The 25588-nt window shown below is 52.8% G+C and carries 20 protein-coding genes and 1 pseudogene; 15 read left to right on the top strand and 6 right to left on the bottom strand.

Annotated features, from left to right (window positions below):
* Positions 1-112 precede the first annotated feature (112 nt).
* From tal to SIK97_RS09095, 3 genes are all read left to right on the top strand, one after another.
* Positions 113-1066 (top strand): transaldolase, encoded by a 954-nt coding sequence (gene tal, locus SIK97_RS09105; protein WP_004098458.1) that lies wholly within the window; start codon positions 113-115, stop codon positions 1064-1066.
* Between the two features lie 99 nt (positions 1067-1165).
* Complete coding sequence (mog, locus tag SIK97_RS09100) at positions 1166-1753, top strand: molybdopterin adenylyltransferase (protein WP_004098459.1); 588 nt, start codon at positions 1166-1168, stop codon at positions 1751-1753.
* Between the two features lie 120 nt (positions 1754-1873).
* On the top strand, positions 1874-3184 hold the full coding sequence (locus SIK97_RS09095; RefSeq protein ID WP_014227850.1) for an MFS transporter: 1311 nt from the start codon (positions 1874-1876) through the stop codon (positions 3182-3184).
* Positions 3185-3230: 46 nt separating this feature from the next.
* On the opposite strand, the gene satP is transcribed toward SIK97_RS09095, so the two are convergent.
* From satP to SIK97_RS09080, 3 genes are all read right to left on the bottom strand, one after another.
* Positions 3231-3797: an acetate uptake transporter gene (gene satP, locus SIK97_RS09090; protein WP_014227851.1), complete on the bottom strand. Its 567-nt coding sequence runs from the start codon at positions 3795-3797 to the stop codon at positions 3231-3233.
* An 88-nt stretch (positions 3798-3885) separates the two neighbouring features.
* The gene (gene msyB, locus SIK97_RS09085) at positions 3886-4635 is read right to left on the bottom strand and encodes an acidic protein MsyB (protein WP_047724547.1); all 750 of its coding nucleotides are present in this window, start codon (positions 4633-4635) and stop codon (positions 3886-3888) included.
* Positions 4636-4662: 27 nt separating this feature from the next.
* Complete coding sequence (locus tag SIK97_RS09080; protein WP_014227853.1) at positions 4663-5067, bottom strand: DUF2541 family protein; 405 nt, start codon at positions 5065-5067, stop codon at positions 4663-4665.
* 386 nt (positions 5068-5453) lie between these two features.
* Between SIK97_RS09080 and dnaK the strand changes: the two genes are divergently transcribed.
* The 4 genes from dnaK (at position 5454) to SIK97_RS09060 (ending at position 10181) form a co-directional block, all read left to right on the top strand.
* Entirely contained in the window at positions 5454-7370 is a 1917-nt protein-coding gene (gene dnaK, locus SIK97_RS09075) for a molecular chaperone DnaK (protein ID WP_004128758.1), read from the top strand.
* A gap of 87 nt (positions 7371-7457) precedes the next feature.
* Positions 7458-8594 (top strand): molecular chaperone DnaJ, encoded by a 1137-nt coding sequence (gene dnaJ, locus SIK97_RS09070; RefSeq protein ID WP_014837364.1) that lies wholly within the window; start codon positions 7458-7460, stop codon positions 8592-8594.
* Positions 8595-8761: 167 nt separating this feature from the next.
* Complete coding sequence (locus tag SIK97_RS09065; RefSeq protein ID WP_032750048.1) at positions 8762-9709, top strand: LysR family transcriptional regulator; 948 nt, start codon at positions 8762-8764, stop codon at positions 9707-9709.
* A gap of 124 nt (positions 9710-9833) precedes the next feature.
* The gene (locus tag SIK97_RS09060) at positions 9834-10181 is read left to right on the top strand and encodes a phage holin family protein (RefSeq protein ID WP_014227856.1); all 348 of its coding nucleotides are present in this window, start codon (positions 9834-9836) and stop codon (positions 10179-10181) included.
* 77 nt (positions 10182-10258) lie between these two features.
* On the opposite strand, the gene SIK97_RS09055 is transcribed toward SIK97_RS09060, so the two are convergent.
* Positions 10259-10792: a glycoside hydrolase family 108 protein gene (locus tag SIK97_RS09055; protein ID WP_032747870.1), complete on the bottom strand. Its 534-nt coding sequence runs from the start codon at positions 10790-10792 to the stop codon at positions 10259-10261.
* A gap of 16 nt (positions 10793-10808) precedes the next feature.
* Positions 10809-11252, bottom strand: a complete 444-nt coding sequence (locus SIK97_RS09050; protein ID WP_014227858.1) for a winged helix-turn-helix domain-containing protein — start codon at positions 11250-11252, stop codon at positions 10809-10811.
* Between the two features lie 384 nt (positions 11253-11636).
* Between SIK97_RS09050 and SIK97_RS09045 the strand changes: the two genes are divergently transcribed.
* From SIK97_RS09045 to nhaR, 5 genes and pseudogenes are all read left to right on the top strand, one after another.
* Positions 11637-13736 carry a glycosyl hydrolase family 18 protein gene (locus SIK97_RS09045; protein WP_032747871.1) on the top strand — a complete coding sequence of 700 codons (2100 nt, stop codon included), beginning with the start codon at positions 11637-11639 and terminating at the stop codon, positions 13734-13736.
* Positions 13737-13826: 90 nt separating this feature from the next.
* Positions 13827-16885: pseudogene (locus SIK97_RS09040) on the top strand (chitinase).
* Positions 16886-17212: 327 nt separating this feature from the next.
* Positions 17213-17905 carry a winged helix-turn-helix transcriptional regulator gene (locus SIK97_RS09035; RefSeq protein ID WP_025108496.1) on the top strand — a complete coding sequence of 231 codons (693 nt, stop codon included), beginning with the start codon at positions 17213-17215 and terminating at the stop codon, positions 17903-17905.
* Between the two features lie 466 nt (positions 17906-18371).
* Complete coding sequence (gene nhaA / locus SIK97_RS09030; protein ID WP_032747878.1) at positions 18372-19547, top strand: Na+/H+ antiporter NhaA; 1176 nt, start codon at positions 18372-18374, stop codon at positions 19545-19547.
* A gap of 52 nt (positions 19548-19599) precedes the next feature.
* Complete coding sequence (gene nhaR, locus SIK97_RS09025; protein WP_014227863.1) at positions 19600-20499, top strand: transcriptional activator NhaR; 900 nt, start codon at positions 19600-19602, stop codon at positions 20497-20499.
* Between the two features lie 167 nt (positions 20500-20666).
* Here nhaR and rpsT read toward each other — a convergent pair whose 3' ends face one another.
* Positions 20667-20930 carry a 30S ribosomal protein S20 gene (rpsT, locus tag SIK97_RS09020; RefSeq protein ID WP_003018940.1) on the bottom strand — a complete coding sequence of 88 codons (264 nt, stop codon included), beginning with the start codon at positions 20928-20930 and terminating at the stop codon, positions 20667-20669.
* A gap of 330 nt (positions 20931-21260) precedes the next feature.
* On the opposite strand from rpsT, the gene ribF reads away from it, so the two are divergent.
* Genes ribF through lspA form a run of 3 tightly spaced genes read left to right on the top strand, consistent with a single transcriptional unit; the run spans position 21261 to position 25560 of the window.
* The gene (gene ribF, locus SIK97_RS09015; RefSeq protein ID WP_004098483.1) at positions 21261-22199 is read left to right on the top strand and encodes a bifunctional riboflavin kinase/FAD synthetase; all 939 of its coding nucleotides are present in this window, start codon (positions 21261-21263) and stop codon (positions 22197-22199) included.
* 44 nt (positions 22200-22243) lie between these two features.
* Positions 22244-25060 (top strand): isoleucine--tRNA ligase, encoded by a 2817-nt coding sequence (ileS, locus tag SIK97_RS09010; RefSeq protein WP_014227864.1) that lies wholly within the window; start codon positions 22244-22246, stop codon positions 25058-25060.
* A complete protein-coding gene (lspA, locus tag SIK97_RS09005; protein ID WP_004098485.1) occupies positions 25060-25560 on the top strand; it encodes a signal peptidase II in 501 nt (166 codons plus the stop codon). The genes ileS and lspA overlap by 1 nt, the downstream gene beginning before the upstream one ends.
* Positions 25561-25588 lie beyond the last annotated feature (28 nt).

The following is a 25588-nucleotide window of genomic DNA, read 5'->3' as shown; positions in this document are numbered from 1 at the left end:
TTATCACACTCTGCGCTCATGCATTGTAGGCGGTTGCGCTGCCCCGGCAGCGTGTTATCATCTTGGCAGACCGGTTACATCCCCTTAACTGCTGTTTAAGAGAAACACTATCATGACGGATAAATTGACTTCTCTGCGTCAGTACACCACTGTCGTAGCTGATACCGGAGATATCGCGGCAATGAAGCTGTATCAGCCTCAGGACGCCACGACTAACCCTTCTTTGATTCTCGGCGCGGCTCAGATCCCTGAGTACCGTAAGCTGATTGATGACGCCGTTGCCTGGGCTCGCGGCCAGAGCAGCGACCGCGCGCAGCAGATTATCGATGCTTCCGATAAGCTGGCGGTGAACATTGGTCTCGAAATTCTTAAGCTGATCCCTGGCCGTATTTCCACCGAAGTTGATGCTCGCCTGTCCTATGACACCGAGGCTTCTATCGCCAAAGCTAAGCGCCTCATCAAACTGTACAACGATGCTGGCATCGGCAACGATCGCATTCTGATTAAACTGGCTTCTACCTGGCAGGGCATTCGCGCCGCTGAGCAGCTGGAAAAAGAAGGCATCAACTGTAACCTGACGCTGCTGTTCTCCTTCGCTCAGGCGCGTGCCTGTGCGGAAGCGGGCGTATTCCTGATTTCTCCGTTCGTTGGTCGTATCCTCGACTGGTACAAAGCCAACACCGATAAGAAAGAGTACGCGCCGGCAGAAGATCCGGGCGTGGTGTCCGTAAGCGAAATCTACGAATACTACAAACAGCACGGTTACGAAACGGTGGTTATGGGCGCAAGCTTCCGTAACCTCGGCGAGATCCTCGAACTGGCCGGCTGTGACCGTCTGACTATCGCTCCTGCGCTGCTGAAAGAGCTGGCGGAAAGCGAAGGCGCCATCGAACGCAAACTGGCCTTCAGCGGCGAAGTTAAAGCGCGTCCGGCGCGTATCACCGAATCTGAATTCCTGTGGCAGCACAACCAGGATCCGATGGCGGTAGATAAACTGGCGGAAGGTATCCGCAAGTTTGCGATCGACCAGGAAAAACTGGAAAAAATGATCGGCGATCTGCTGTAATCCCCCATGTGGCCGGCGTCCGTCGGCCACATTAAACTGTCTGCCTTGCTCCCCTCGGTGTATTATTCTGTCTATTAATACTGTTTGAACGGAATAATCATGAACACCTTACGAATCGGCTTAGTTTCCATTTCCGATCGCGCCTCCAGCGGCGTCTATCAGGATAAAGGCATTCCCGCGCTTGAAGCGTGGCTGGCCCGTGCGCTCTCCACGCCTTTCGAATTGCAAACCCGCTTGATCCCGGATGAACAGGTTATTATCGAGCAAACCCTCTGTGAACTGGTCGATGAAATGGGCTGCCATCTGGTCCTGACGACCGGCGGCACGGGCCCGGCCCGCCGTGATGTCACCCCGGATGCGACGCTGGCGATTGCCGATCGGGTGATGCCCGGCTTTGGTGAGCAAATGCGCCAGGTGAGCCTGCACTTTGTGCCGACGGCCATTCTGTCTCGTCAGGTTGGCGTTATCCGCAAGCAGGCGCTGATCCTTAACCTGCCCGGGCAGCCAAAGGCGATTGAGGAAACGCTGGAAGGTGTGAAAGATGCGGAAGGTAACGTGCTGGTGCACGGCGTTTTCGCGAGTGTACCGTATTGTGTACAGCTGCTTGAGGGGCCTTACGTGGAAACAAACGGCGAAGTAGTAGCAGCTTTCCGTCCTAAAAGCGCCAGGCGTGAAACATTATCCTGAATTTACCGTATTCCTGATATAACCTGCATCACCAGTGGTGTGTTGTTTTATTTACGATATAGTGTTTTTTACTTTACACCGTGCGTAGAATATCTTCATACCTCTGGATGATTGCCCGTTATGTCACACTACACCCGACCTCTGAATCGACAGGATTATAAAACGCTGACGCTGGCCGCCCTCGGCGGCGCGCTGGAGTTTTACGATTTCATTATCTTTGTCTTCTTCGCCGCCGTTGTCGGCGAGCTATTTTTCCCGGCCGATATTCCGGAATGGCTGCGCCAGGTGCAGACCTTCGGCATTTTTGCGGCGGGCTATTTAGCTCGTCCTCTTGGCGGCATCATTATGGCCCATTTTGGCGATCTGGTCGGGCGTAAGAAGATGTTTACCCTAAGTATTTTACTGATGGCGCTGCCTACGCTGGCGATTGGCCTGCTGCCCACCTACGCGTCGGTAGGCATCGTGGCGCCGCTTTTGCTGCTGCTTATGCGCATTCTTCAGGGGGCGGCGATTGGCGGTGAAGTCCCCGGCGCCTGGGTCTTTGTGGCGGAGCATGTACCGGAAAAAAGAATAGGTATCGCCTGCGGTACGCTGACCGCTGGCCTGACGGTGGGGATATTACTGGGGTCGGTCGTCGCGACGCTGATTAATACTCATCTGACTCCTCAGGGTATCCACGATGGCGGCTGGCGTATTCCGTTCCTGTTAGGCGGCGCGTTTGGTCTTGTCGCCATGTATCTGCGCCGTTGGCTCCAGGAGACGCCGATTTTCCTCGAAATGCAGCAGCGTAAAGCGTTAGCGCAGGAGCTGCCGGTTAAAGCCGTCGCGCTGAAGCATCAGAAAGCGGTGGTGGTCTCAATGCTGCTGACCTGGCTTTTATCCGCCGGCGTGGTGGTGGTGATCCTGATGTCGCCGGTCTGGCTGCAAAAGCACTACGGTTTTGCCCCCGCAATCACCCTGCAGGCGAACAGTATTGCCACTATCATGCTGTGTATCGGCTGCCTGCTGGCAGGGCTGGCCGCTGACCGTTTTGGCGCCAGCCGCACGTTTATTGTCGGCAGCGTATTCCTCGCGGCGGCAAGCTGGGCGTTCTATCATCTTTCCGGCGATAGCCCGCAGCGCCTGTTCCTGCTTTACGGTGCGGTGGGGCTGTGCGTCGGCGTGGTCGGGGCGGTTCCGTATGTGATGGTGCGCGCGTTCCCGGCTGAAGTGCGTTTTACCGGTATCTCATTCTCTTATAACGTCTCTTACGCCATCTTTGGCGGTCTGACGCCGATTGCGGTGACCATGCTGATGGGCGTTTCGCCGATGGCGCCCGCGTGGTACGTGCTGGCACTGTCGTTGATGGGATTGGGGCTGGGGATCTGGCTGCGCCAGGGGCTGGAACAACAGGTCGCTGCGCCGAAAGCTGAACTGCAGCGCCTGCCGTAAATCGATAGGGCTCACGTCGCCGCTCGCGAACGGGCGGCGACGTTAATTAATGCTTTTCGCCGATTGGCAGAACGGTGCGGCCAAACTGCTCGTTCAGCACTTCACCCATCGCCAGATAGATGGCGCTAGCGCCACAGACCAGACCGACCCAGCCCGCAATCTTAACGATGCCTTCGTTATCAGCCAGGTGACCAATCGCCAGCAGCGCGAACAGCACGGTCAGACTGAGGAAAACAAACTGCAGCATACGCGCGGCTTTCAGGGTGCCAAAGAACATAAACAGGGTAAAAACGCCCCATAGTCCCAGGTACATACCGAGGAAGTGCGCGTTGGGTGCTTCTGCAAGGCCCATTTTCGGCATCAGAAGAATGGCAACCAGCGTCAGCCAAAAAGCGCCGTAAGACGTAAATGCGGTTAAGCCAAAAGTGTTGCCTTTTTTAAATTCCAGCAGGCCGGCAAAAATCTGCGCAATGCCGCCGTAAAAAATGCCCATCGCCAGGATAGCTACATCAAACGCGAACAGGCCGCTATTTGCCAGGTTAAGCAGAATAGTGGTCATGCCGAAGCCCATAAGGCCCAGCGGTGCCGGATTAGCCAACTTAGTGTTGCCCATAATTCCTCAAAATAATGATTAGAAAGGGAAGCATTCCCCGCCTCTCAGCGACGGGGCGCGGCATAATAATTAGGTGCTGCGAAACTGTCTATGATCTGGCGGGGTATTTTTCACCAATTTCATTTTTCACCTGATGAAGTCTGGTCATTTGCCGCAAACAGGCAATATGCAGTACGGCCGGGATGGTCACGCGATAAGCGCTGCCGCTCACGGCTTTGACGCCATTAAACGCGGCGCCGAGGGGGCCGCCAAGCCCCGCGCCGCGAACCAGACCGTGGCCGATGACGCTAACCGCGGCGTGCGTGCGCAGGATCTTCGCCAGCCGGATTTCCAGAAGGTGGGTGACGCCCTGCGCCAGCTTATTTGTCTGCAGCAGATGGGGAAGTAACGCTTTATGCTCGTTGACCCGGCACTCAACGGCAGTGAAGAAGTCAGCTTTCTGCCGATCGTCCATTTTCTTCCAGCTGTGTTCCAGGAAATGCTCCAGAAGATGCAGTTCTATTTCCGGCGTAGACATGTGTTTCTCTACCTTGATTTTTAGCCGCTTGCAGACATCCAGCAAAATTTCCCGGTAGAACTTTCCGTGACGACGCAGCGTGTTGGCGATGCTGTCGCCGCCAAAGTGCTGGAGCTCGCCGGCAATGAGCTGCCAGTTGCGACGATAGCGTTCGGGATGCCCTGCCATCGCCTGGAAAGTTTGATTACGTAATAGCGTGCTTGAAAGGCGCGGCTTTCCATTCTCATTGTGGGTCAGAATTCGGGTGAATGTTTCCAGATGCTCTTCGCTACAGCGATGAAGAAAAGAGAGGTCTTCATCATCCAGATAATTAATTTTCATAAATACCAGATAAGGTGAACAGTGATATTAATCGTCGCCAATGATTTTTAGCGAGGCCATGTCGGAAGAGTTAATCGTGTGGCCAGAAAAAGCGATTTTTTTTACGCAGCGCTTGTTATCGTTGTCGCTATTAATGTTAATCCAGTCGGTGGTTGCCCCCTGTTTGATGGTTGACGGAACGTTGAGGCTCTGGCTGGCGCTATTGCTGGCTTTAAAGTACACCGTCGCGCCGGAGAGCTGGACGTCGCCGCGATCGGCAGTGAGCTGGATACGCTTAATCACCCGGCATACCGGTAGCTTCAGCGTGAGATCGTTAGTCTCATTTCGCGGCATGGCGACAATCCCTAAAATTTTATGATCGTTAGCGGATGCTGACGTTATTAAGGCGGCGCTTAAAAATAACCCTGCTGATATATGAATCAGTGATTTCATGAGGATTTCCTGAATATTGGATGTGTCATAGCGGGGGCGTATTTTATCACCGGAGATTTATTGTCTTTAGCACGTAATCATTGCGGATTATGTCAATTGTTTTATGAATATATTTAACTTTAATTATTATTGTTAATTATGTTTTGTGCGTTTTTAGGCCCGCTTTCCGGACCGCTTATGAGGCCTGCTCGCCACCCGACGGCGCGGGCAGGGCAAAAATTTTTTTGTATCCCCCCTTGATGCCGCGGTGGGCGACCCCATCTTGTAGTCAACCGCAGTGAATGAACCTGAAAAAAAATGATGTCTGGGTAGTTGAAACCGCACGTTTCGCCCTTATTACAGGTTCACAACCACATGTTGACTGAATTTTTAGTGGAGACGTTTAGATGGGTAAAATTATTGGTATCGACCTGGGTACTACCAACTCTTGTGTAGCGATTATGGATGGCACTACTGCACGCGTGCTGGAGAACGCCGAAGGCGATCGCACCACGCCTTCTATCATTGCCTATACCCAGGATGGTGAAACTCTGGTTGGTCAGCCGGCTAAACGTCAGGCAGTGACAAACCCGCAAAATACCCTGTTTGCGATTAAACGCCTGATTGGCCGCCGCTTCCAGGACGAAGAAGTCCAGCGTGACGTTTCTATCATGCCGTACAAAATCGTTGCCGCAGACAATGGCGACGCATGGCTTGATGTGAAAGGCACCAAAACCGCACCGCCGCAGATCTCTGCCGAAGTGCTGAAGAAAATGAAGAAAACGGCTGAAGATTACCTGGGTGAACCGGTAACTGAAGCGGTTATCACCGTACCTGCTTACTTTAACGATGCTCAGCGTCAGGCAACCAAAGACGCCGGCCGTATTGCAGGTCTGGAAGTCAAACGTATCATCAACGAACCGACTGCCGCTGCGCTGGCTTACGGTCTGGATAAAGAAGTCGGCAACCGCACTATCGCGGTGTACGACCTCGGTGGTGGTACCTTCGATATCTCCATTATCGAAATCGACGAAGTTGACGGCGAAAAAACCTTCGAAGTTCTGGCGACCAACGGTGATACCCACCTGGGCGGTGAAGACTTCGATACCCGTCTGATCAACTACCTCGTTGACGAGTTTAAGAAAGATCAGGGCATTGACCTGCGTAACGACCCGCTGGCGATGCAGCGCCTGAAAGAAGCCGCTGAGAAAGCGAAGATTGAACTCTCTTCCGCTCAGCAGACCGACGTGAATCTGCCGTACATCACCGCAGATGCCACCGGTCCGAAACATATGAACATCAAAGTAACCCGTGCGAAACTGGAAAGCCTGGTAGAAGATCTGGTTAACCGTTCCATTGAGCCGCTGAAAGTTGCTCTGCAGGATGCTGGCCTGTCCGTATCCGATATCCAGGACGTTATCCTGGTCGGTGGTCAGACCCGTATGCCGATGGTGCAGAAAAAAGTTGCTGAGTTCTTCGGTAAAGAGCCGCGTAAAGACGTTAACCCGGACGAAGCCGTTGCCATTGGCGCTGCTGTTCAGGGCGGCGTCCTGACGGGTGAAGTGAAAGACGTTCTGCTGCTGGACGTTACCCCGCTGTCTCTGGGTATCGAAACCATGGGCGGCGTGATGACTGCGCTGATCAATAAGAACACCACCATCCCGACCAAGCACAGCCAGGTGTTCTCAACTGCTGAAGACAACCAGTCTGCGGTAACCATCCATGTTATTCAGGGTGAGCGTAAACGCGCATCGGATAACAAATCTCTGGGTCAGTTCAACCTGGATGGTATCAACCCGGCACCGCGCGGTATGCCTCAGATCGAAGTGACTTTCGACATCGATGCTGACGGTATCCTGCATGTGTCCGCGAAAGACAAAAACAGCGGTAAAGAGCAGAAGATCACCATCAAAGCCTCTTCTGGTCTGAACGAAGAAGAAATTCAGAAAATGGTACGCGATGCTGAAGCTAACGCAGAAGCTGACCGTAAGTTTGAAGAACTGGTACAAACCCGTAACCAGGGTGACCACCTGCTGCACAGCACGCGTAAGCAGGTTGAAGAAGCAGGCGATAAACTGCCGGCTGACGATAAAACCGCTATCGAGTCTGCGCTGACCGCGCTGGAAACTTCGCTGAAAGGTGAAGATAAAGCCGATATTGAAGCGAAAATGCAGGCGCTGGCCCAGGCTTCCCAGAAGCTGATGGAAATCGCTCAGCAGCAGCACGCTCAGCAGCAGGCTGGCGGCGCTGACGCTTCCGAGAGCAACGCGAAGGACGACGATGTTGTTGACGCTGAGTTCGAAGAAGTGAAAGACAAAAAATAATCGCCCTTTGAACGGGTAAAACACTGGCACGGGCGAAGAGGTTTCCTCTCCGCCCGTGCACGCATGTTAAGGGGCTGAAAAACACCAATGGCAAAGCAAGACTATTACGAGATTTTAGGCGTTTCCAGAACAGCGGAAGAGCGTGAAATCAAAAAGGCGTATAAGCGCCTGGCCATGAAGTATCACCCGGACCGTAACCAGGGTGATAAAGAGGCTGAAGCTAAATTCAAAGAAATCAAAGAAGCGTATGAAATCCTGACCGATGCCCAGAAGCGTGCAGCCTACGATCAGTACGGTCACGCCGCGTTTGAGCAGGGCGGCATGGGCGGCGGCGGCGGCGGTTTTGGCGGCGGCGCGGATTTCAGCGATATCTTTGGCGATGTTTTCGGCGATATCTTTGGCGGCGGACGCGGTCGCCAGCGCGCAGCGCGCGGCTCGGACCTGCGCTATAACATGGATCTGACGCTCGAAGAAGCCGTTCGCGGCGTAACCAAAGAGATCCGTATCCCGACTCTGGAAGAGTGCGACGTTTGCCACGGCAGCGGAGCTAAAGCGGGTAGCCAGCCGCAGACTTGCCCAACCTGTCACGGTGCGGGCCAGGTCCAGATGCGCCAGGGTTTCTTCGCCGTTCAGCAGACCTGTCCGCATTGCCAGGGGCGCGGTACGCTGATTAAAGATCCGTGCAATAAATGCCACGGTCATGGTCGCGTTGAGAAAACCAAAACGCTGTCGGTTAAAATCCCGGCGGGCGTCGATACCGGCGACCGTATTCGTCTGGCAGGTGAAGGTGAAGCGGGCGAGCATGGCGCACCTGCTGGCGATCTGTATGTACAGGTCCAGGTTAAGCAGCACGCCATTTTCGAGCGCGAAGGAAATAATCTGTACTGCGAAGTCCCGATTAACTTCACCATGGCCGCTCTCGGCGGAGAGATTGAGGTTCCGACGCTGGACGGTCGTGTAAATCTTAAAGTGCCGGGCGAGACGCAGACAGGTAAGCTGTTCAGGATGCGCGGTAAAGGCGTGAAGTCCGTGCGCGGCGGTGCGCAGGGCGATCTGCTGTGCCGCGTGGTGGTTGAAACTCCGGTTGGTCTTAACGATAAACAAAAGCAGCTGCTGAAAGATCTTCAGGAGAGCTTTGGTGGACCAACGGGTGAGAAGAACAGTCCGCGCTCTAAAAGTTTCTTCGATGGCGTGAAGAAGTTTTTCGATGATTTGACGCGCTAATTGCTATTCATTTCCTGACTTTCTCCAAGCCCGGGCCTTCGTGCCCGGGCTTTTTTCTATCCGGCTTCCACACTATTTAAATTAACCTATTATTTATCAGGGCTAACAATTGATTTATTTTGAGTATTATCTATATTGCTTTTTTCATTTTTAGAGGCCTGCAGCGGATGGGATCGAAAGGTGCCAATAAGGATTTTGATTATAATTTAATCAAGACTCTTGACGCTGTTATTTCGGCTGGAAATGCTGCTAAAGCAGCCAAAAAACTTGGAATTACCCCTTCTGCCGTGTCATTGGCGCTCCGCCGTTTACAAGGGTATTATCAGGAAGAGTTGTTTGTTCGTGGTAAAGATGGTTTGTTACCTACCGCGAAGGCGATTGAAATCTATCAAAATTTCCGTCAGGTGATGGAATTGGTAGAGAGCACATTTATTTCCGACAAAAAAGATAACGCTGACGCCAGGATGACTATTTTAGGCGGAGATATCGTTGAGACTTACTACCTCTCTCAGCTATATGCAGACGATATCTTTGAGCACGTGTTACTAAATCATTATTCATCACGAAATCTTTCCCGCGAGGTGCTGGCTGATTTACTACTCACTGCGGAATGCGATCTTCTGATTAGCAGCGAGCCGTTGAATATCCCGGGAATTGATAATCAGCTTATCGACAGCTTCAGGAGCTTTGTTTGCATTTTCGCCAGCAACCATATCCTGAGTACCTTACCTCATATCTCATTACATCATTTCTATTCTTCTCGTCACGCGATGTATCAACTGGGTAGGTATTCTCCGATGATTATAAATGATAAAGGACTTTTTAAAGATAATCTTTATTATAAAGGATCGCGCATTATCGGCTATCGCAGCGATTCACTTAATGGGATGTTAAGTATGATTGAACGCACCTCATTAATCGCATTAATGCCGTTAAAGCTGGCACTTTTTTATAAAAATCAGCGCAAATATGATATTAAGTTTGTTCAGCCGCCACCTGAACTCACGTTCAAATCTATACAGATTTATGCATCATGGGACAAAAATAGTAAAAATATATCCATCATTAACGAAGTTGTCTCCCGGTTACACACGCTGTCATCATTTCGTCGCTGAGGAGTATCTTTTCAAACACTATATCAAATATGGTTTGGTTTGATACTCTTTGATTATTTTAAAATAGTCAACCTACCTACACTCTGGTGGTGCCTTTTTATATGAGTTAATCAAGGAGTGTACTATGTCTATTCCCAACCATCTCGAAACCACGGAAGTCGTTTTGCTGGAAGTCGAAATATTGTTCACAATTATTGCTACCGGCGCCTGGGGGGGATTTGTTAGCTATCTTATCCGCCGTGATAGGCAAGAGGGTGACGATCATTCCCATAAGGGAATCATGCACTGTTTGACCCAAGTGGTGGTTTCCTGTTTTACCAGTTTTTTGCTCAGCGCTGTAGCGATTGAAAAAGAGCTTAGTTTTAATATGGTGCTACTCGCCGCCGGTCTTGGCGGAGTATTTGCAGGGCCGATTTTAAAAATTCTTGGCGAGAAAATTAAAAAAGCGCTGGACGACGCAAAAATACATTAACTACATCTTTAATGTATATCGATCATGATAAAAGGCTCATCCCTGAGTCTTTTATTAGCTATAATTAAATAATCGTGTTATTTGACTCTGGCTTTCATCCAGCCAAAAATGAACTCTTCATTTTGTCTATTTTTTTCAGTGATATCCAGGTAGTAGGCGCCCTGGCTGCAGTTGAGCGCTTTGACTAATACCTCCTCCCCCTGCTTACCCCGTAAGGTCAGAAAATACTTGAGGGCCGCGAGCGTTCGGGGGCCAATCTTGCCATCGGTTTTGATATCCTGGTAGCTTCTTTCTTCCCGATTTAGTGCATTTAGCCAGCGCTGTAGCCACACGCAGGGATAGTGGGGGCCAATATTGACTGCGGCATCGCAGAGTTCAAAGGAAATGGGCCAGGAGAGTGTTGATATCTGCTCGAAGCCAGGTTTAATCCAATAATCTTCTTCGAGAATAGAAAATGCTTCAGTTCGCGTCAGGTTGATCATCTCACCGGTATAACCATGGGCCCGGGCTGTCGCCTCAGTGATTCCCCAGTTGGTTGCACCACCTTTATCTTTCGGGTTCAGGCTGTAACCACCTTCCATCGCCAAAATGCCATCAATGATTGGGTTCATTTTTTCTCTCCTTGAATTAATGAATATGCAAATACATCACTGTACCGAGGGTGACAGAAAAGACCGTGGTTAATGCTGCCAGCGTCTTTCTGAAAACCTGTCGTTTGTTTTCTTTCTTCTTGCTTTCCATTGCTTTAATAGGGATCTCTTTATTAACCTGAATGCCTTGTCTTGGGATGGTGATAAAGAGATCGTTTATTCCAAGCGACTTCAGATCTCGTCTGATCAGGTAGAGTATTTGCGTTAAATTTGCATCATTGACAAAATGGCTACGACTTCCCCATAACTCTGTGGTTATTTTTTGGCGCTCAATAATATCCATATCAGCATTTTCGATGATGAAGCTAAGACACTTCGCCCTCATTGCCGTCATTTTAATGACCTTTGAGTTGGAAGCGGTTCTCAGTTCATACTTTCCTTCATTATAAACGCAATTGTCGTTGATGAGATAAGTTTTCATATTGTCGTCCTTTAGATATGATCCTGTTTGCTTGCGTTAAATATATTGTACGAGAATTGTCTTAATCTATTACTTGTCATCCGTATTATTGTAATGTCATTTGATGGTGAGAGCTTAATCACATAATCTCATGTAAGTTAAATGATATTTAACTAGGTGATTAATGATATTTACTATGCTGCTGATGTTTTAATCCCGTTTTGATGAGATGCGTTTACCTGCTGATGAGCCGGAGATTATTACTATCATTTTAGCCTCATAAATTAGCGTGAAGTCTGTATCGAAAACGTGATGTTTTGTGATTAGCCATCGCCTCGTAAGGATTGGATTATTGGCCCGGCAGAACGAACTGCGACAATTTTCAAACTTAAAAGGAAATTAAAAATGGCTACCAGCAAATTGATTCAAGGCGATACGCTGACCGAAACCAGCAACGCCGCAGACGGCTTTAACCCGGCAACAGAAGTGAGCGCATACAGCTATACCTCCGCTCGCGTCGCTAAACCGGTCTATAACAAATACAAAGCCTCCACCACCAAACCCAAAGTCTTCGGCTACTACACCGACTGGTCACAGTATGATGGTCGTCTGCAGGGCGATGATTCAAAAGATAACCGCGGTCGCGGCTACGACCTGGCCAACGTTTCTCCTACCGCCTACGACAAAATCATCGTCGGTTTCGTCGGCGTGACCGGCTTCCACAAAGTAGACAACCTGTGGCGCGACGTGGTTGCCGAAGGTGCCGATCAGTGCGGAAAAGTGAAGTACGAGCCCACCTTCCTCGACCCGTGGGGCGACTTCCAGTCTTACGTTAACGTTGGCCACACCGTCAGCGGCTGGGATGTCGATCCGAAGACCGTGACCCAGAGTAATACTAAAGGCCTGCTCGGCGGCCTGCGCGATCTGCAGGCCAAAGCGAAGCAGCAGGGCCACGACCTGGTGCTGTCCATGAGCATCGGCGGCTGGAGCATGAGCAACGGTTTCCATGAAACCGCCGCGTCTGACGCCGCGCGTAAGGTCTTTGCCAAAGGCGTGGTAAAACTGTTCAAACAGTTCCCGATGTTCAGCGAAGTGGATATCGACTGGGAATATCCGAACGCCGAAGGCGCGGGCAACCCGTACGGCCCGGAAGACGGCGAGAACTACGCCCTGCTGATTGGCGAACTGCGTAAGCAGCTGGACGCCGCAGGCCTGAGCAACGTCAAAATCTCCATTGCCAGCTCGGCGGTGGTCAAGACGCTCGGCTACTCTAACGTCAATGCGCTGCTGGAAGCGGGCCTGTACGGTATCAACGTGATGACCTATGACTTCTTCGGTACCCCGTGGGCGGAGAGCGTGACCCACCACACCAACCTGAAGGCGCTGGAAGAAGGCGGCTGGGGGGTGGATACCGTTGTCGGCCATCTGCTGTCCGAAGGCTTCCCGGCAGAGCGCATCAACATTGGTTACGCTGCCTACACCCGTAACGGGCGCAACGCGGAGCTGGAATCCCTGTCCCCGCTGAAAGGCACCTATAGCCCGGGCACCGGCACCACCGTCGGCTCCTTCGAATCGGGTACCACCGAATGGTACGACATCATTTATAACTACCTGGATCTGGAAAACCAGAAAGGCCGTAACGGCTTCAACGTCTACACCGACAAGGTTGCCGACGCGGACTACCTCTACAACCCTGACAGCAAACTGTTCATGTCCCTGGATACGCCGCGCACGGTGAAAGCCAAGGGCGAATACGCCGCCAGCCTCGGCCTGGGCGCGCTGTTCACCTGGACAATCGACCAGGACAACGGCGTGCTGGTTAACGCCGCCCGTGAAGGTCTGGGCTATGAAATGGCGTCTGAAGTTATCGATATGGAGCCGTTCTATTTCGAAGGCATCAACGTCGACCCGGCGGATGAACCGGATGAAGAAGATGCGACTACCGACGTGAACCACGCGCCGAAAGCCGCCGTTGAACTGCGCGTCGTCGGCGGCTCTACCGTACAGCTTTCCGGTGAAGGATCCTCTGACGAAGATAAAGACGATATCACCTTCAGCTGGGGTGTTCCGTCTGAAATCACCGTGGCTGACAAAACCGTTCCCGTGATCGAGTTCGTCGTTCCGGACGTTTCCGTTAAAACCAACTTCCAGTTCACCCTGTTTGTCCGGGATGTCTGGGGCGAGCCTTCTACCCAGCAGCGTTTCGTGCTGGTCGCCGTTCCGGCTGCGTCTCAGATTCAACCTGAGCCGGAAGAGGAAGATAGCGTTGTGCCCGTAGAGCCGGAAGAAGATACCACGCCGGCAGAAGATGAGACTTCGGGGGATGACGCGACTACGCCTTATCCGCTGTGGGATGCCGCAACCGTGTACGGTGGGAACTGGGGGTCATTCGAAACGGTAAGCTGGAAAGGCCATAACTACCAGGTGAAATGGTGGTCTCAGGGCGATCAGCCGGACCTGAACTGCGCTGCGGGCCAGGCATGGACTGACCTTGGTGCTTACTAATCCTTTTCATTAAAGGAAAAGGATTGAGTTCAACAATACAAGCCCCGGAAAACCGGGGCTTTTTCCACCAGGGAACGAGGAGTGTTGTCAATGACGGTCTCGATTAAAAACAGCCAGATCGATGTGAATAGCTGGTATCAAAAAATCACGTTAACCATCACCAATGAAAATAACCGTGCCGTGGATATGAATCATGCGGTCATTAGCTTTACCGGGTCCGGCCATCAGGATCCGTGGGGAAATTTTGGCGGTACGCTCAAAGGGGACATGCCTCTTACGTTAAGCGGTAAATCACAGGGGACCGTTGACGTCAATGAAATCATTATTAATAACAGCCGGCAGCTGTTACTGCAGCCGGGCGAAAGCGGTACATTATTCTTCAGTTTTGCCGCCACTCAGGTTCCGGTAAAACTCTCGACCTTCACATTAACGCTGGCCTCTTCGGCACAAGACGAGACAACGGATGACGCTGCAGATGAGGTTGAGCCAGAACCTGAAGTTCCCGCCGATGATGATACTGATAGCCTGAAGCCCGAACCTGAAGACAATATCCCTGCTGATGAGGAAACGGATGAGGTTGCTCCGGAACCTCAAGAGCAGGGTGATGATGCGGTTGAGGAAGAGGAAGGGATGGTTATTGCGGCAAGCCAGCTGAGTACGACCAGCTGGTATCAGCGCGTTACCCTGACGCTGACCAATCTCTATTCCCACTCTATCGATCTTAATCAACTTAAGCTGGAGTTTACCGCCAGCGGGCATCCCGATCCTTATAGCCCGTTCAGCGGTTCTTTGCTCGGCAATAAGCCCGTGACGCTGGGCAGCGACGGCGGTTGGCCCATCGAGAAAAATACGATTACCATTCATCATGATGGCGAGTTCTGGCTGACGGCCGGGGCCAGCGCCGAGCTGCAGTTCTTTCTTTCCGCGACCCAAACTCCGGTCACGATGCGCGGCTTAACCGCAACCCTGGCGCACGATCCTGGCCGTCAGGGGACGATTGAAATTCAGTTTCCACCGTTGGCGGAAAGCACAACCCTCAAGCCGACCATCGATCTGCGCTATCCAGACGCAACATCACAACGCTTTGCCGGCGAGTGGGGACAGGCTTTAGTCATCGGCGATCTTAGCGCCGGCGATTACGCTATCACCGTGCTGGAGCTGTGCAATGATGATATGCGGATTGCGCCCGTTGAATCGACGTATCCGCTTAAGCTTGTTTCCGGTCATGACGCCCAAACCTGCAGGATTGCGTATCAATCGCCAGTACCGTTGGCTTCGGTACGCCTGACTGTCGATGCCCCTGAGTTCATCGGCGCGGAAATGGTGGTTGAGCTGTGGACGGAATCTGGCGTCTGCGAAAGAACCCTGACAATGCCCGTCAATCAAATGCAGCTGGTGACCCGGCTTACCGCGGGGCACCGCTATCAGATGGGTTTGCAACCTGCGGTTATCAATAACCAGATGGTGACGACTCCCGCCCAGCCGACTATTTTTACCCCTGAACAAGGGGTGGCGAAAGAGGTGCTCGTCGGCTTCCGGCAGACGGAGGTTGATAGCCATGATTTTGTTGAGGTTCAGGCCACTATACTGGGCTTGCCTGAGGGCGTTTCGCCCCAGCGCTATCGGTTCTGCTATGGGCAATATCAATATACTCTGATGCTGGAGAGCACTCCCCATCTGCAAACGCTGGCGATGCCTATGGCTCCTGGCCAGTACAGCGTTGAGGCGCCAGAGGTTTATCTCTCCGGGACGCCGTGGCGCTGTGAACCGGACGCGCCGCTGCGGCTGTTGCAAAGCGTCAACCATATCACCCTGGAGTTTGTTCAGGGCGTTCCCTTGCAGGTTAAAGGCTGGCCAAACTATCTCGCCCACGGTGGCGTGACGGTGAATGCGGCGGACACCGTATCGCTATACCGCGACGTCCCCTTCAGCGCCCTGTTTAAATACGATGGTTTTGATGGCGGCGGTGACCCCGTCCCGGCTGCGGAAGTGGATAAAAACGGCGACGGCTTTCTTGATTATGATTCGCTCCCGATTCACAAAACCGTTCCTCTGGTACGTGAGATTGAAAAAGAGGCGGGCCGTTGCGTAATGCCGGTCATGGTGGTGTATACCGCCAATGCCAGCGGCGGCAGCGCGCTCGCCGATCTCCAGGACGCTCAGCGGTTGCGTAACCATTTTGGCAACTTCATCACCAGTGTCTCGCGGCGCAATCCTGGAAGGATGACGAGCATCCGGTTCCCGCCACCTTTGTGCTGAACCCCGATTTTCTTGGCGCGATGCAGCAGGAGCCGTATGGCTACGCTGCGGTGCGTCAAGCGAATAGCATGCAGGTTAATGTCCAACTGGCGGCCGCGATTAACGCTTTGCCTGCGCTTCCGGGATTCAGCGCGCCGGTGTTGCCGACGTTTTCTAACGATCTCTACGGTTATGTCCAGGCGATCAACTACATTGTGCGGCAGTTCGCGCCGGATGTGGCATTCGGCTGGCAGACAAACGTATGGGCGACAGGAACGGCAGATTGGGTACTCAGGCCGAACGCCGATCCGGCCGCGCAGGGGACCGCTATCGCCAACTTTATCAATGAGCTGGGTGTCTATAGCGGTGAGTATGCGCCAGACTTTATCGCCTTTGATAAATTTGAGCGCGATTGCTTTAGCCCTGATGCATTAGCGCACTATGCCTGGAACGCGACCTGCTGGTTTAATTATCTGGGGATGGTAAAACACGCGGCTAAAGCGCTGCGTAAACCGGCAATGCTGTGGCAAATTCCGGGCGGCCATATGCCAACCGTGGATGAAGGCAACAGTAAAATTGCCGCCGCGCATTACGCATCGGGCGGAAGCTTCTTCATGGGCGATGCGCGTATTGGCTGCGATCTCGATACCATCGCGTCAGATCTGCTCAATACGACGGTGAATAGCGCAACTTACGGCGCGGCGACCGTCGGTGACTTTTTACGCCAGGATAAGGGTTACGACTGGGGGCAAATGCAGGCATTGAATCTACCCGACTACCATGTTTTCTCAGTACTGTGGGGCGGCGGCTCGACGGTAAGCATAACCACCATTCACTCTAATGGTGAAGATGGCGGTTGGCTTGCAGATAAAATGGTTGAGTATTATACCGCACCGGCCTATTTCAGTTAATGTCGCATTTACCCCGCCATAGCGCCTGAAAAATGCATCGCTGTTCATAGTGATTCAGAATATTTAATTTCTGAATCACTATTTTTAGTGTATTTTTATTTCGTGAGAGATAGTTTCAGCAGTTATTTTATTGTTATGTTAATTTTTTGTTTTGCGATTTATTTGTGGTTGTTGAAGTTTATATTAAGAATTTGCGCTTTGTGCTAAGTATTGCGTTTTCGTGCTTGCGGCTAAAAATATACTTCCGGGAGGATGTTTATAATGAATTGAAGATAACCTCCGTTAAGTATATCTTGGGGTAATCTATGATTATGGTAATAATGAAAAATGAAATTAGACGTTGCTGAAAATGATAATGGGAATACCCTGCATTCCTATCTTTTTTCCCAACAGGCTAAACCGCATGCAGCGCTTGATGCACTCTTCGCCTCGCTATGGCCCTTCGGTAAACCTTTTAATTTGGCTCCCGGAGATGAGTTTTTACTGAATTCAGACGGGGAAAATAAAATTGTGCTGCTGGAGTCCGGTATATTTTCGTTTTGCCGCTGTGGCAGCGGACTTCATGTTAATTCCTCTTTTGCTCCCGCCATTATCGGATTAGTCGATAGTTATGGGGTGACTTACAATGTTCCGACCCGGCCAGAACACTTTCTGATAGCGGAAACGAAGTGCAGCGGGCGCGCAGTATCTCTGCCCGACTTTATCAAGACTGTTGATGAGTGCGATCTGTGGCACGATGTCGCACGAATACTTGCCTATCGTCTGATGGTTATGAGCGTACGCGATCGTGAACTGGTCGGTGTGGACTCTTATCTGAAGGTGAGATCGTTATTAATCGAGCTTTGGGCTTATGCCAGCGAATATCGACAAAGTATTAATGTGCTTAACTTCATTCAACGCCGAACAGGAATATCCCGTAGCCGTACCATGAAGCTTCTCTCTGAACTGAAAAAAGGCGGCTATATAACTATTGATGGCGGCCGTTTAATAGATATGAAAAAATTACCCACGGCTTTTTAATACTTTTCAGGGCAAAGGTGTTTATTAGATTAGTAGTCACCTTTTAAACTTTCTTGGTACAGCAATCGTCGAGATATTCATATATTGATTATCCTGTCAATCATGCTAATGACGTAAAGAGAGATTTCCCATTGGTATAGTTTTTAAATATCTTATGGGGCATAAAAAGCGTCGACGATCGCGGCAATCGCTCATGCTTCATCCCATTCACGCTAAGCTAATACGCATAACCTTGAAGATGGCGATACGGATTCTTTCCTTATGGTCCGTTGAGGATGGATCTGGCGTACCTCTGACTTCCTGTCCGGACAACGCAGCGCCCCCACTGACGATCGGACGGCCAATCTCTTAACGAGGGTTAATTCGTAAAAATCGAGTCTAATGGCAATTTAAAACTGATTTTTTCGAGGTTTCCGCATATGTATTATACTTTTATCGAGTTGTTTGCGGATAAGGTGAGGTAAAAGTGAAACATCTGCAGCGTTTTTTTCAGAGCGATGCTTCCGGGGGCATTATCTTAATCCTGGCCGCCATCATGGCCATGTTATTAGCCAATACCGGCATGACCAGCGGCCTGTATCGCTCTTTTCTGGAAACGCCCGTCCAGCTGCGCGTAGGTGCGTTAGAGATCAACAAGAACATGCTGTTGTGGATTAACGACGCGCTGATGGCGGTATTTTTCCTGCTTATCGGTCTGGAAGTGAAGCGTGAAATGAATCAGGGGGCATTGGCCAGCCGTCGCCAGGCGGTGTTTCCGGTGGTCGCGGCGTTGGGCGGCATGGTGGTGCCGGCGCTGGTCTACCTGGCGTTTAACGGCCAGGATTCGATTGCCAGAGAAGGGTGGGCAATTCCGGCCGCCACCGATATTGCCTTCGCGCTGGGCGTACTGGCGCTGCTGGGAAATCGGGTGCCCGCCGCGCTGAAGATTTTCCTGATGGCGCTGGCCATTATCGACGATCTGGGCGCCATTATTATTATTGCGCTGTTCTATACGCACGATCTTTCCGTCGTGTCACTGGTTGTCGCTGCCGGAGCCATTGCTGTGCTGGCGGGGTTAAATCTGTGCGGCGTACGGCGTACCGGGATCTATATTCTGGTGGGCGCCATACTCTGGACCGCGGTTCTTAAGTCGGGGGTTCACGCAACGCTGGCCGGGGTCATTGTCGGCTTTATGATCCCGCTAAAAGAGCAGGACGGCAAATCGCCGGCGAAGCAGCTTGAGCACGTGCTGCATCCGTGGGTGGCATTTCTGATCCTGCCCCTGTTCGCCTTCGCTAACGCGGGCGTTTCTTTGCAGGGCGTCACGGTCGAAGGGCTGACCTCACTGCTGCCGTTGGGTATTATTGCCGGGCTGTTTATCGGCAAGCCGTTGGGTATTAGCGTCTTCTGCTGGCTGGCGCTGAAGCTGAAATGGGCTTCGTTACCCGAAGGAACTACCTGTAAGCAAATTATGGCTGTCGGCATCCTGTGTGGGATTGGCTTCACAATGTCGATCTTTATTGCCACCCTGGCCTTCGGTAGCGTCGACCCCGGATTGATCAACTGGGCCAAGCTTGGCATCCTGATTGGATCGATATTATCGGCCGTCACGGGGTACATAATATTGCGTAAGCGCGTAACGGATTCGGGCTACGCGGCTTAACATCTCACGGAGAGCCGCTACGGCTCTCCTGGACATTATCAGGGAGAGAAGCATGTCGCATATCAACTACAACCACCTGTACTACTTCTGGCATGTCTACAAAGAGGGCTCCGTTGTTGGCGCGGCGGAAGCGCTGTTCCTGACGCCGCAGACCATTACCGGGCAAATAAAGGCGCTGGAAGAACGCCTGCAGGGGAAATTGTTCAAGCGCAAAGGAAGGGGGCTGGAGCCTAGCGAATTAGGTGAACTGGTGTTCCGCTATGCGGATCGCATGTTTACGCTGAGCCAGGAGATGCTCGACATCGTTAACTACCGTAAAGAGTCGAACCTGCTGTTTGATGTTGGCGTTGCGGACGCGCTGTCGAAAAGGTTGGTGAGCGGCGTACTGGATGCCGCCGTCGTCGAGAATGAACAGATCCATTTACGCTGCTTCGAGTCGACCCACGAAATGCTGCTGGAGCAGCTAAGCCAGCATAAACTCGATATGATTATCTCCGACTGCCCCATCGATTCCACCCAGCAGGAAGGGCTGTTTTCGGTGAAAATCGGCGAGTGCAGCGTGAGCTTCTGGTGCATGAATCCGCCGCCGGAAAAACCGTTCCCCGGCTGTCTGGAAGAACGTCGACTGCTGATCCCCGGCCGCCGTTCCATGTTAGGGCGCAAGCTGCTGAACTGGTTTAACTCGCAGGGTTTGCAGGTGGAAATTCTGGGCGAGTTTGATGATGCGGCGTTGATGAAGGCCTTCGGCGCGGCGCACAATGCGATATTTGTCGCACCGACGCTCTATGCGCATGATTTCTATAGCGATGAGTCGATAGTCGAGATCGGACGCATGGACAACGTCATGGAGGAGTATCACGCCATCTTTGCCGAACGAATGATCCAGCATCCGGCGGTGCAGCGTATTTGTCATCGCGACTATTCGGCGCTCTTTACGCCGCCTCAGGCATAGGCCAGAACGGTTTCTTGCCGCGCGGGAAAACGCCGCACCAGTTCATGCGGAAGCATGAGCTGGCTGCGATAACCAGAAGGCGAGTCGTGACGTATTACGTGATAAACGACAGGCATAAAAAAACCCGCTTTCGCGGGTTTTTTTACAAAGCGACAACAAGCAGGCGATTAAGCCAGTTTGTTGATCTGCGCGGTCAGGTTTGCTTTATGACGCGCAGCTTTGTTTTTGTGGATCAGACCTTTAGCAGCCTGACGGTCCACGATTGGTTGCATTTCGTTAAATGCTTTCAGTGCAGTAGCTTTGTCGCCAGCTTCAATAGCTGCGTATACTTTCTTGATGAAAGTACGCATCATAGAGCGACGGCTAGCGTTGTGCTTGCGGGCCTTTTCAGACTGAACGGCGCGCTTCTTAGCTGATTTGATATTAGCCAAGGTCCAACTCCCAAATGTGTTCTATATGGACAATTCAAAGGCCGAGGAGAATGCCCGTTTAGCCTTCTTTTGTCAATGGATTTGTGCAAATAAGCGTCGTTTAAACCAACAACGCTTTATTACGTAGTGATGGCGCAAGATTCTACCAGCTTGTTGCAGGCGAATACAGCCTTTCGACCATAAAAATCGACGACCCCGGAGAGATTTTCCCGCAATCTCGCGCTGAGTGAATGAATTCCCGGGATCTTTCGGTGAAGAGGTGCAATCGCTGGTTAACGTCGCCAGTTGTACAAGGTATACTCGGACGATTTTCACTGTTTTGAGCCAGACATGAAGCTGATACGCGGCATACATAATCTCAGTCAGGCCCCGCACGGGTGTGTGCTGACCATTGGAAATTTTGACGGCGTGCATCGCGGGCACCAGGCATTATTGCAGCGTTTGCGCGCAGAAGGTCGCCAGCGTGGCTTACCGGTGGTGGTGATGATTTTTGAACCACAGCCGCTTGAGCTTTTTGCCGCCGATAAAGCGCCCGCGCGTTTAACGCGCCTGCGTGAGAAGCTGAATTATCTGGCCGAAAGCGGCGTCGATTACGTACTGTGCGTGCGCTTCGATCGGCGCTTTGCGGCATTGACCGCCCAGGACTTTATCAGCGAACTGCTGGTGCGCCAGCTGGGCGTCCAGTTCCTCGCCGTTGGCGATGATTTCCGCTTTGGCGCCGGTCGCCAGGGGGATTTCTTGTTACTGCAAAAAGCCGGCGTGGAGTTCGGCTTTGACGTCACCAGCACTCAAACCTTCTGTGAAGGCGGCGTGCGCATCAGCAGCACGGCGGTACGTCAGGCGCTGGCGGACGACGATCTGCCCCTCGCGGAGACGCTGCTGGGGCATCCGTTTACCATCTCCGGTCGCGTCGTGCACGGCGATGAGCTCGGGCGCACAATAGGCTTCCCGACGGCGAATTTACCGCTGCGCCGTCAGGTTTCCCCGGTAAAAGGGGTCTATGCGGTAGAAGTGACAGGGCTTGGCGACAAACCTTTTATGGGCGTCGCCAACATTGGTACTCGTCCAACGGTCTCCGGCGTGCGTCAGCAGCTGGAAGTTCATCTCCTGGATGTTGTAATGGACCTCTACGGTCGCCATATAGATGTAATACTGCGTAAAAAAATACGTAACGAGCAGCGATTTGCGTCGCTTGATGAGCTGAAAACGCAAATCGCACGTGATGAGTTAACGGCCCGCGACTTCTTTGGGCTAACCGGCCAGGCATAACCCTGACGGTGTTTATCAAACCGAAATACGGAACCGAGAATCTGATGAGTGACTATAAATCGACCCTGAATTTGCCGGAAACAGGGTTCCCGATGCGCGGCGACCTCGCCAAGCGTGAACCGGGAATGCTGGCGCGTTGGACCGATGATGACCTGTACGGCATCATTCGTGCAGCCAAAAAAGGCAAAAAAACCTTCATTCTGCATGATGGCCCTCCTTATGCGAATGGCAGCATTCATATTGGTCACTCGGTTAACAAGATTCTGAAAGACATTATCGTTAAGTCCAAAGGGCTGGCGGGCTATGACTCTCCGTACGTACCGGGCTGGGACTGCCACGGTCTGCCGATCGAGCTGAAAGTGGAGCAGGAGTACGGCAAGCCGGGTGAGAAATTCACCGCCGCCGAGTTCCGCGCTAAGTGCCGCGAATACGCCGCCACCCAGGTTGACGGACAGCGTAAAGACTTTATCCGTCTGGGCGTGCTGGGCGACTGGTCGCATCCGTACCTGACCATGGACTTCAAAACCGAAGCCAACATCATCCGCGCGCTGGGTAAAATCATCGGCAACGGCCACCTGCACAAAGGCGCTAAGCCAGTGCACTGGTGCGTAGACTGCCGCTCCGCGCTGGCGGAAGCGGAAGTCGAGTATTACGACAAAACCTCTCCGTCCATCGACGTGGCGTTCCACGCGGCCGATAAAGCGGCGGTGCTGGCGAAATTTGGCGTGGCCGACGTCAACGGTCCGGTTTCTCTGGTTATCTGGACCACCACCCCGTGGACCCTGCCGGCGAACCGCGCCATCTCGCTCTCCCCGGAGTTTGACTATGCGCTGGTGCAGGTTGACGGTCAGGCGCTGATCCTGGCAAAAGACCTGGTCGACAGCGTGATGAAGCGCGCCGGCATTGCTGATTACACCATCCTGGCGGTGGTGAACGGCGCCGAGCTGGAGCTGATGCGCTTTAAGCACCCGTTCCTCGATTTTGACGTCCCGGCGATCCTGGGCGATCACGTCACGCTGGACGCGGGTACCGGTGCGGTGCATACCGCGCCAGGCCACGGTCCGGATGACTATGTCATCGGTCAAAAATATGGCCTGGAAGTGGCGAACCCGGTTGGCCCGGACGGCGCCTATCTGCCGGGAACCTATCCAACGCTGGACGGCGTAAACGTCTTTAAAGCCAACGATGTTGTCGTTGCGCTGCTGTCAGAAAAAGGCGCGCTGCTGCACGTTGAAAAAATGCAGCACAGCTACCCGTGCTGCTGGCGTCACAAAACGCCGATCATCTTCCGCGCCACGCCGCAGTGGTTCGTGAGCATGGATCAAAAAGGTCTGCGCAAACAGTCGCTTTCCGAAATCAAAGGCGTGCAGTGGATCCCAGACTGGGGCCAGGCGCGTATCGAATCGATGGTCGCCAACCGTCCTGACTGGTGTATCTCCCGTCAGCGTACCTGGGGCGTACCGATGTCGCTGTTCGTGCATAAAGAGACGCAGGAGCTGCACCCGCGCACGCTGGAACTGATGGAAGAAGTGGCGAAACGCGTAGAAGTCGACGGCATCCAGGCGTGGTGGGATCTCGATTCCCGCGACATCCTCGGCGCCGACGCGGATAGCTACGAGAAGGTGCCGGATACGCTGGACGTCTGGTTTGACTCCGGCTCGACCCACTCTTCCGTCGTTGACGTGCGTCCTGAATTCGCCGGTCACGCCGCCGATATGTATCTGGAAGGCTCCGACCAGCACCGCGGCTGGTTTATGTCATCCCTGATGATCTCTACCGCGATGAAGGGCAAAGCGCCTTATCGCCAGGTACTGACCCACGGCTTTACCGTTGATGGCCAGGGCCGCAAGATGTCCAAGTCTATCGGCAACACCGTTTCTCCGCAGGACGTGATGAACAAGCTGGGCGCGGATATTCTGCGCCTGTGGGTGGCTTCCACCGACTACACCGGCGAAATGGCGGTCTCTGACGAGATCCTCAAACGCGCCGCTGACAGCTATCGTCGTATCCGTAACACTGCGCGCTTCCTGCTGGCGAACCTCAACGGTTTCGATCCGGCAAAAGATATGGTGAAACCGGAAGAGATGGTCGTGCTGGACCGCTGGGCAGTAGGCTGCGCGCAAGCGGCGCAGGACGATATCGTCAAAGCCTACGAATCCTATGACTTCCACGAAGTGGTGCAGCGCCTGATGCGCTTCTGCTCCATCGAAATGGGCTCGTTCTGGCTCGATATCATTAAAGATCGCCAGTACACCACCAAGGCTGACAGCATCGCGCGTCGTAGCTGCCAGACCGCGCTGTACCATATTGCCGAGGCGCTGGTGCGCTGGATGGCGCCGATCATGTCCTTCACCGCTGACGAAATCTGGGGTTACCTGCCGGGCGACCGCGAGAAATACGTCTTTACCGGCGAATGGTATACCGGCCTGTTTGGCCTGGACGCTGACGAAGCGATGAACGACGGTTTCTGGGACGCGCTGCTGAAGGTGCGTGGCGAAGTCAACAAGGTTATCGAACAGGCTCGTACGGACAAGCAGGTGGGCGGCTCTCTGGAAGCGGCGGTAACGCTGTACGCCGATGCCGATCTCGCGGCGAAGCTGAACGCGCTGGGCGATGAATTGCGATTTGTCCTGTTGACCTCAGGGGCGAACGTTGCCGATTATGCGCAGGCTCCGGCCGACGCCTGGCAGAGTGAACTGCTCAAAGGTCTGAAAGTCGTGCTGAGTAAAGCCGAAGGTGACAAGTGCCCGCGCTGCTGGCATTACACCACGGATATCGGCAAGGTGGCGGAACACGCGGATATCTGCGGACGCTGTGTCAGCAACATCGCCGGTGACGGCGAAAAACGTAAGTTTGCCTGATGAGTAAACCGATTTGTTCAACGGGGCTACGCTGGCTGTGGGTCGTCGTAGCCGTGCTGATTATCGATTTAGGCAGTAAATTCCTGATCCTCCAGAACTTCGCTCTGGGGGATACGGTGTCGCTGTTCCCATCGCTTAATCTGCACTATGCGCGCAACTATGGCGCGGCTTTTAGCTTCCTCGCCGACAGCGGCGGCTGGCAGCGCTGGTTCTTCGCCGGTATCGCTATCGGTATCTGCGTGATCCTTGCGGTGCTGATGTATCGTTCTAAGGCGACGCAAAAGCTGAATAATATTGCCTACGCCCTGATTATTGGCGGCGCGCTGGGGAATTTATTCGACAGGCTGTGGCATGGTTTTGTCGTCGATATGATCGATTTCTACGTCGGGAACTGGCACTTCGCCACCTTCAACCTCGCCGATACCGCTATCTGTATCGGCGCGGCGCTGATTGTGCTGGAAGGCTTTTTACCGAACGCGGCTGCGAAGAAACAGGCGTAACAAACTCGCCCGGCGGCGCTGCCGCCGG

Origin of the sequence: Klebsiella sp. JN_Kp126, assembly GCF_033843325.1 — a bacterium.
In the GTDB taxonomy this organism is placed as follows: domain Bacteria; phylum Pseudomonadota; class Gammaproteobacteria; order Enterobacterales; family Enterobacteriaceae; genus Klebsiella; species Klebsiella michiganensis.
Note: the sequence above shows the minus strand (reverse complement) of the source record. Positions and strands in the feature narration are given on the sequence as shown.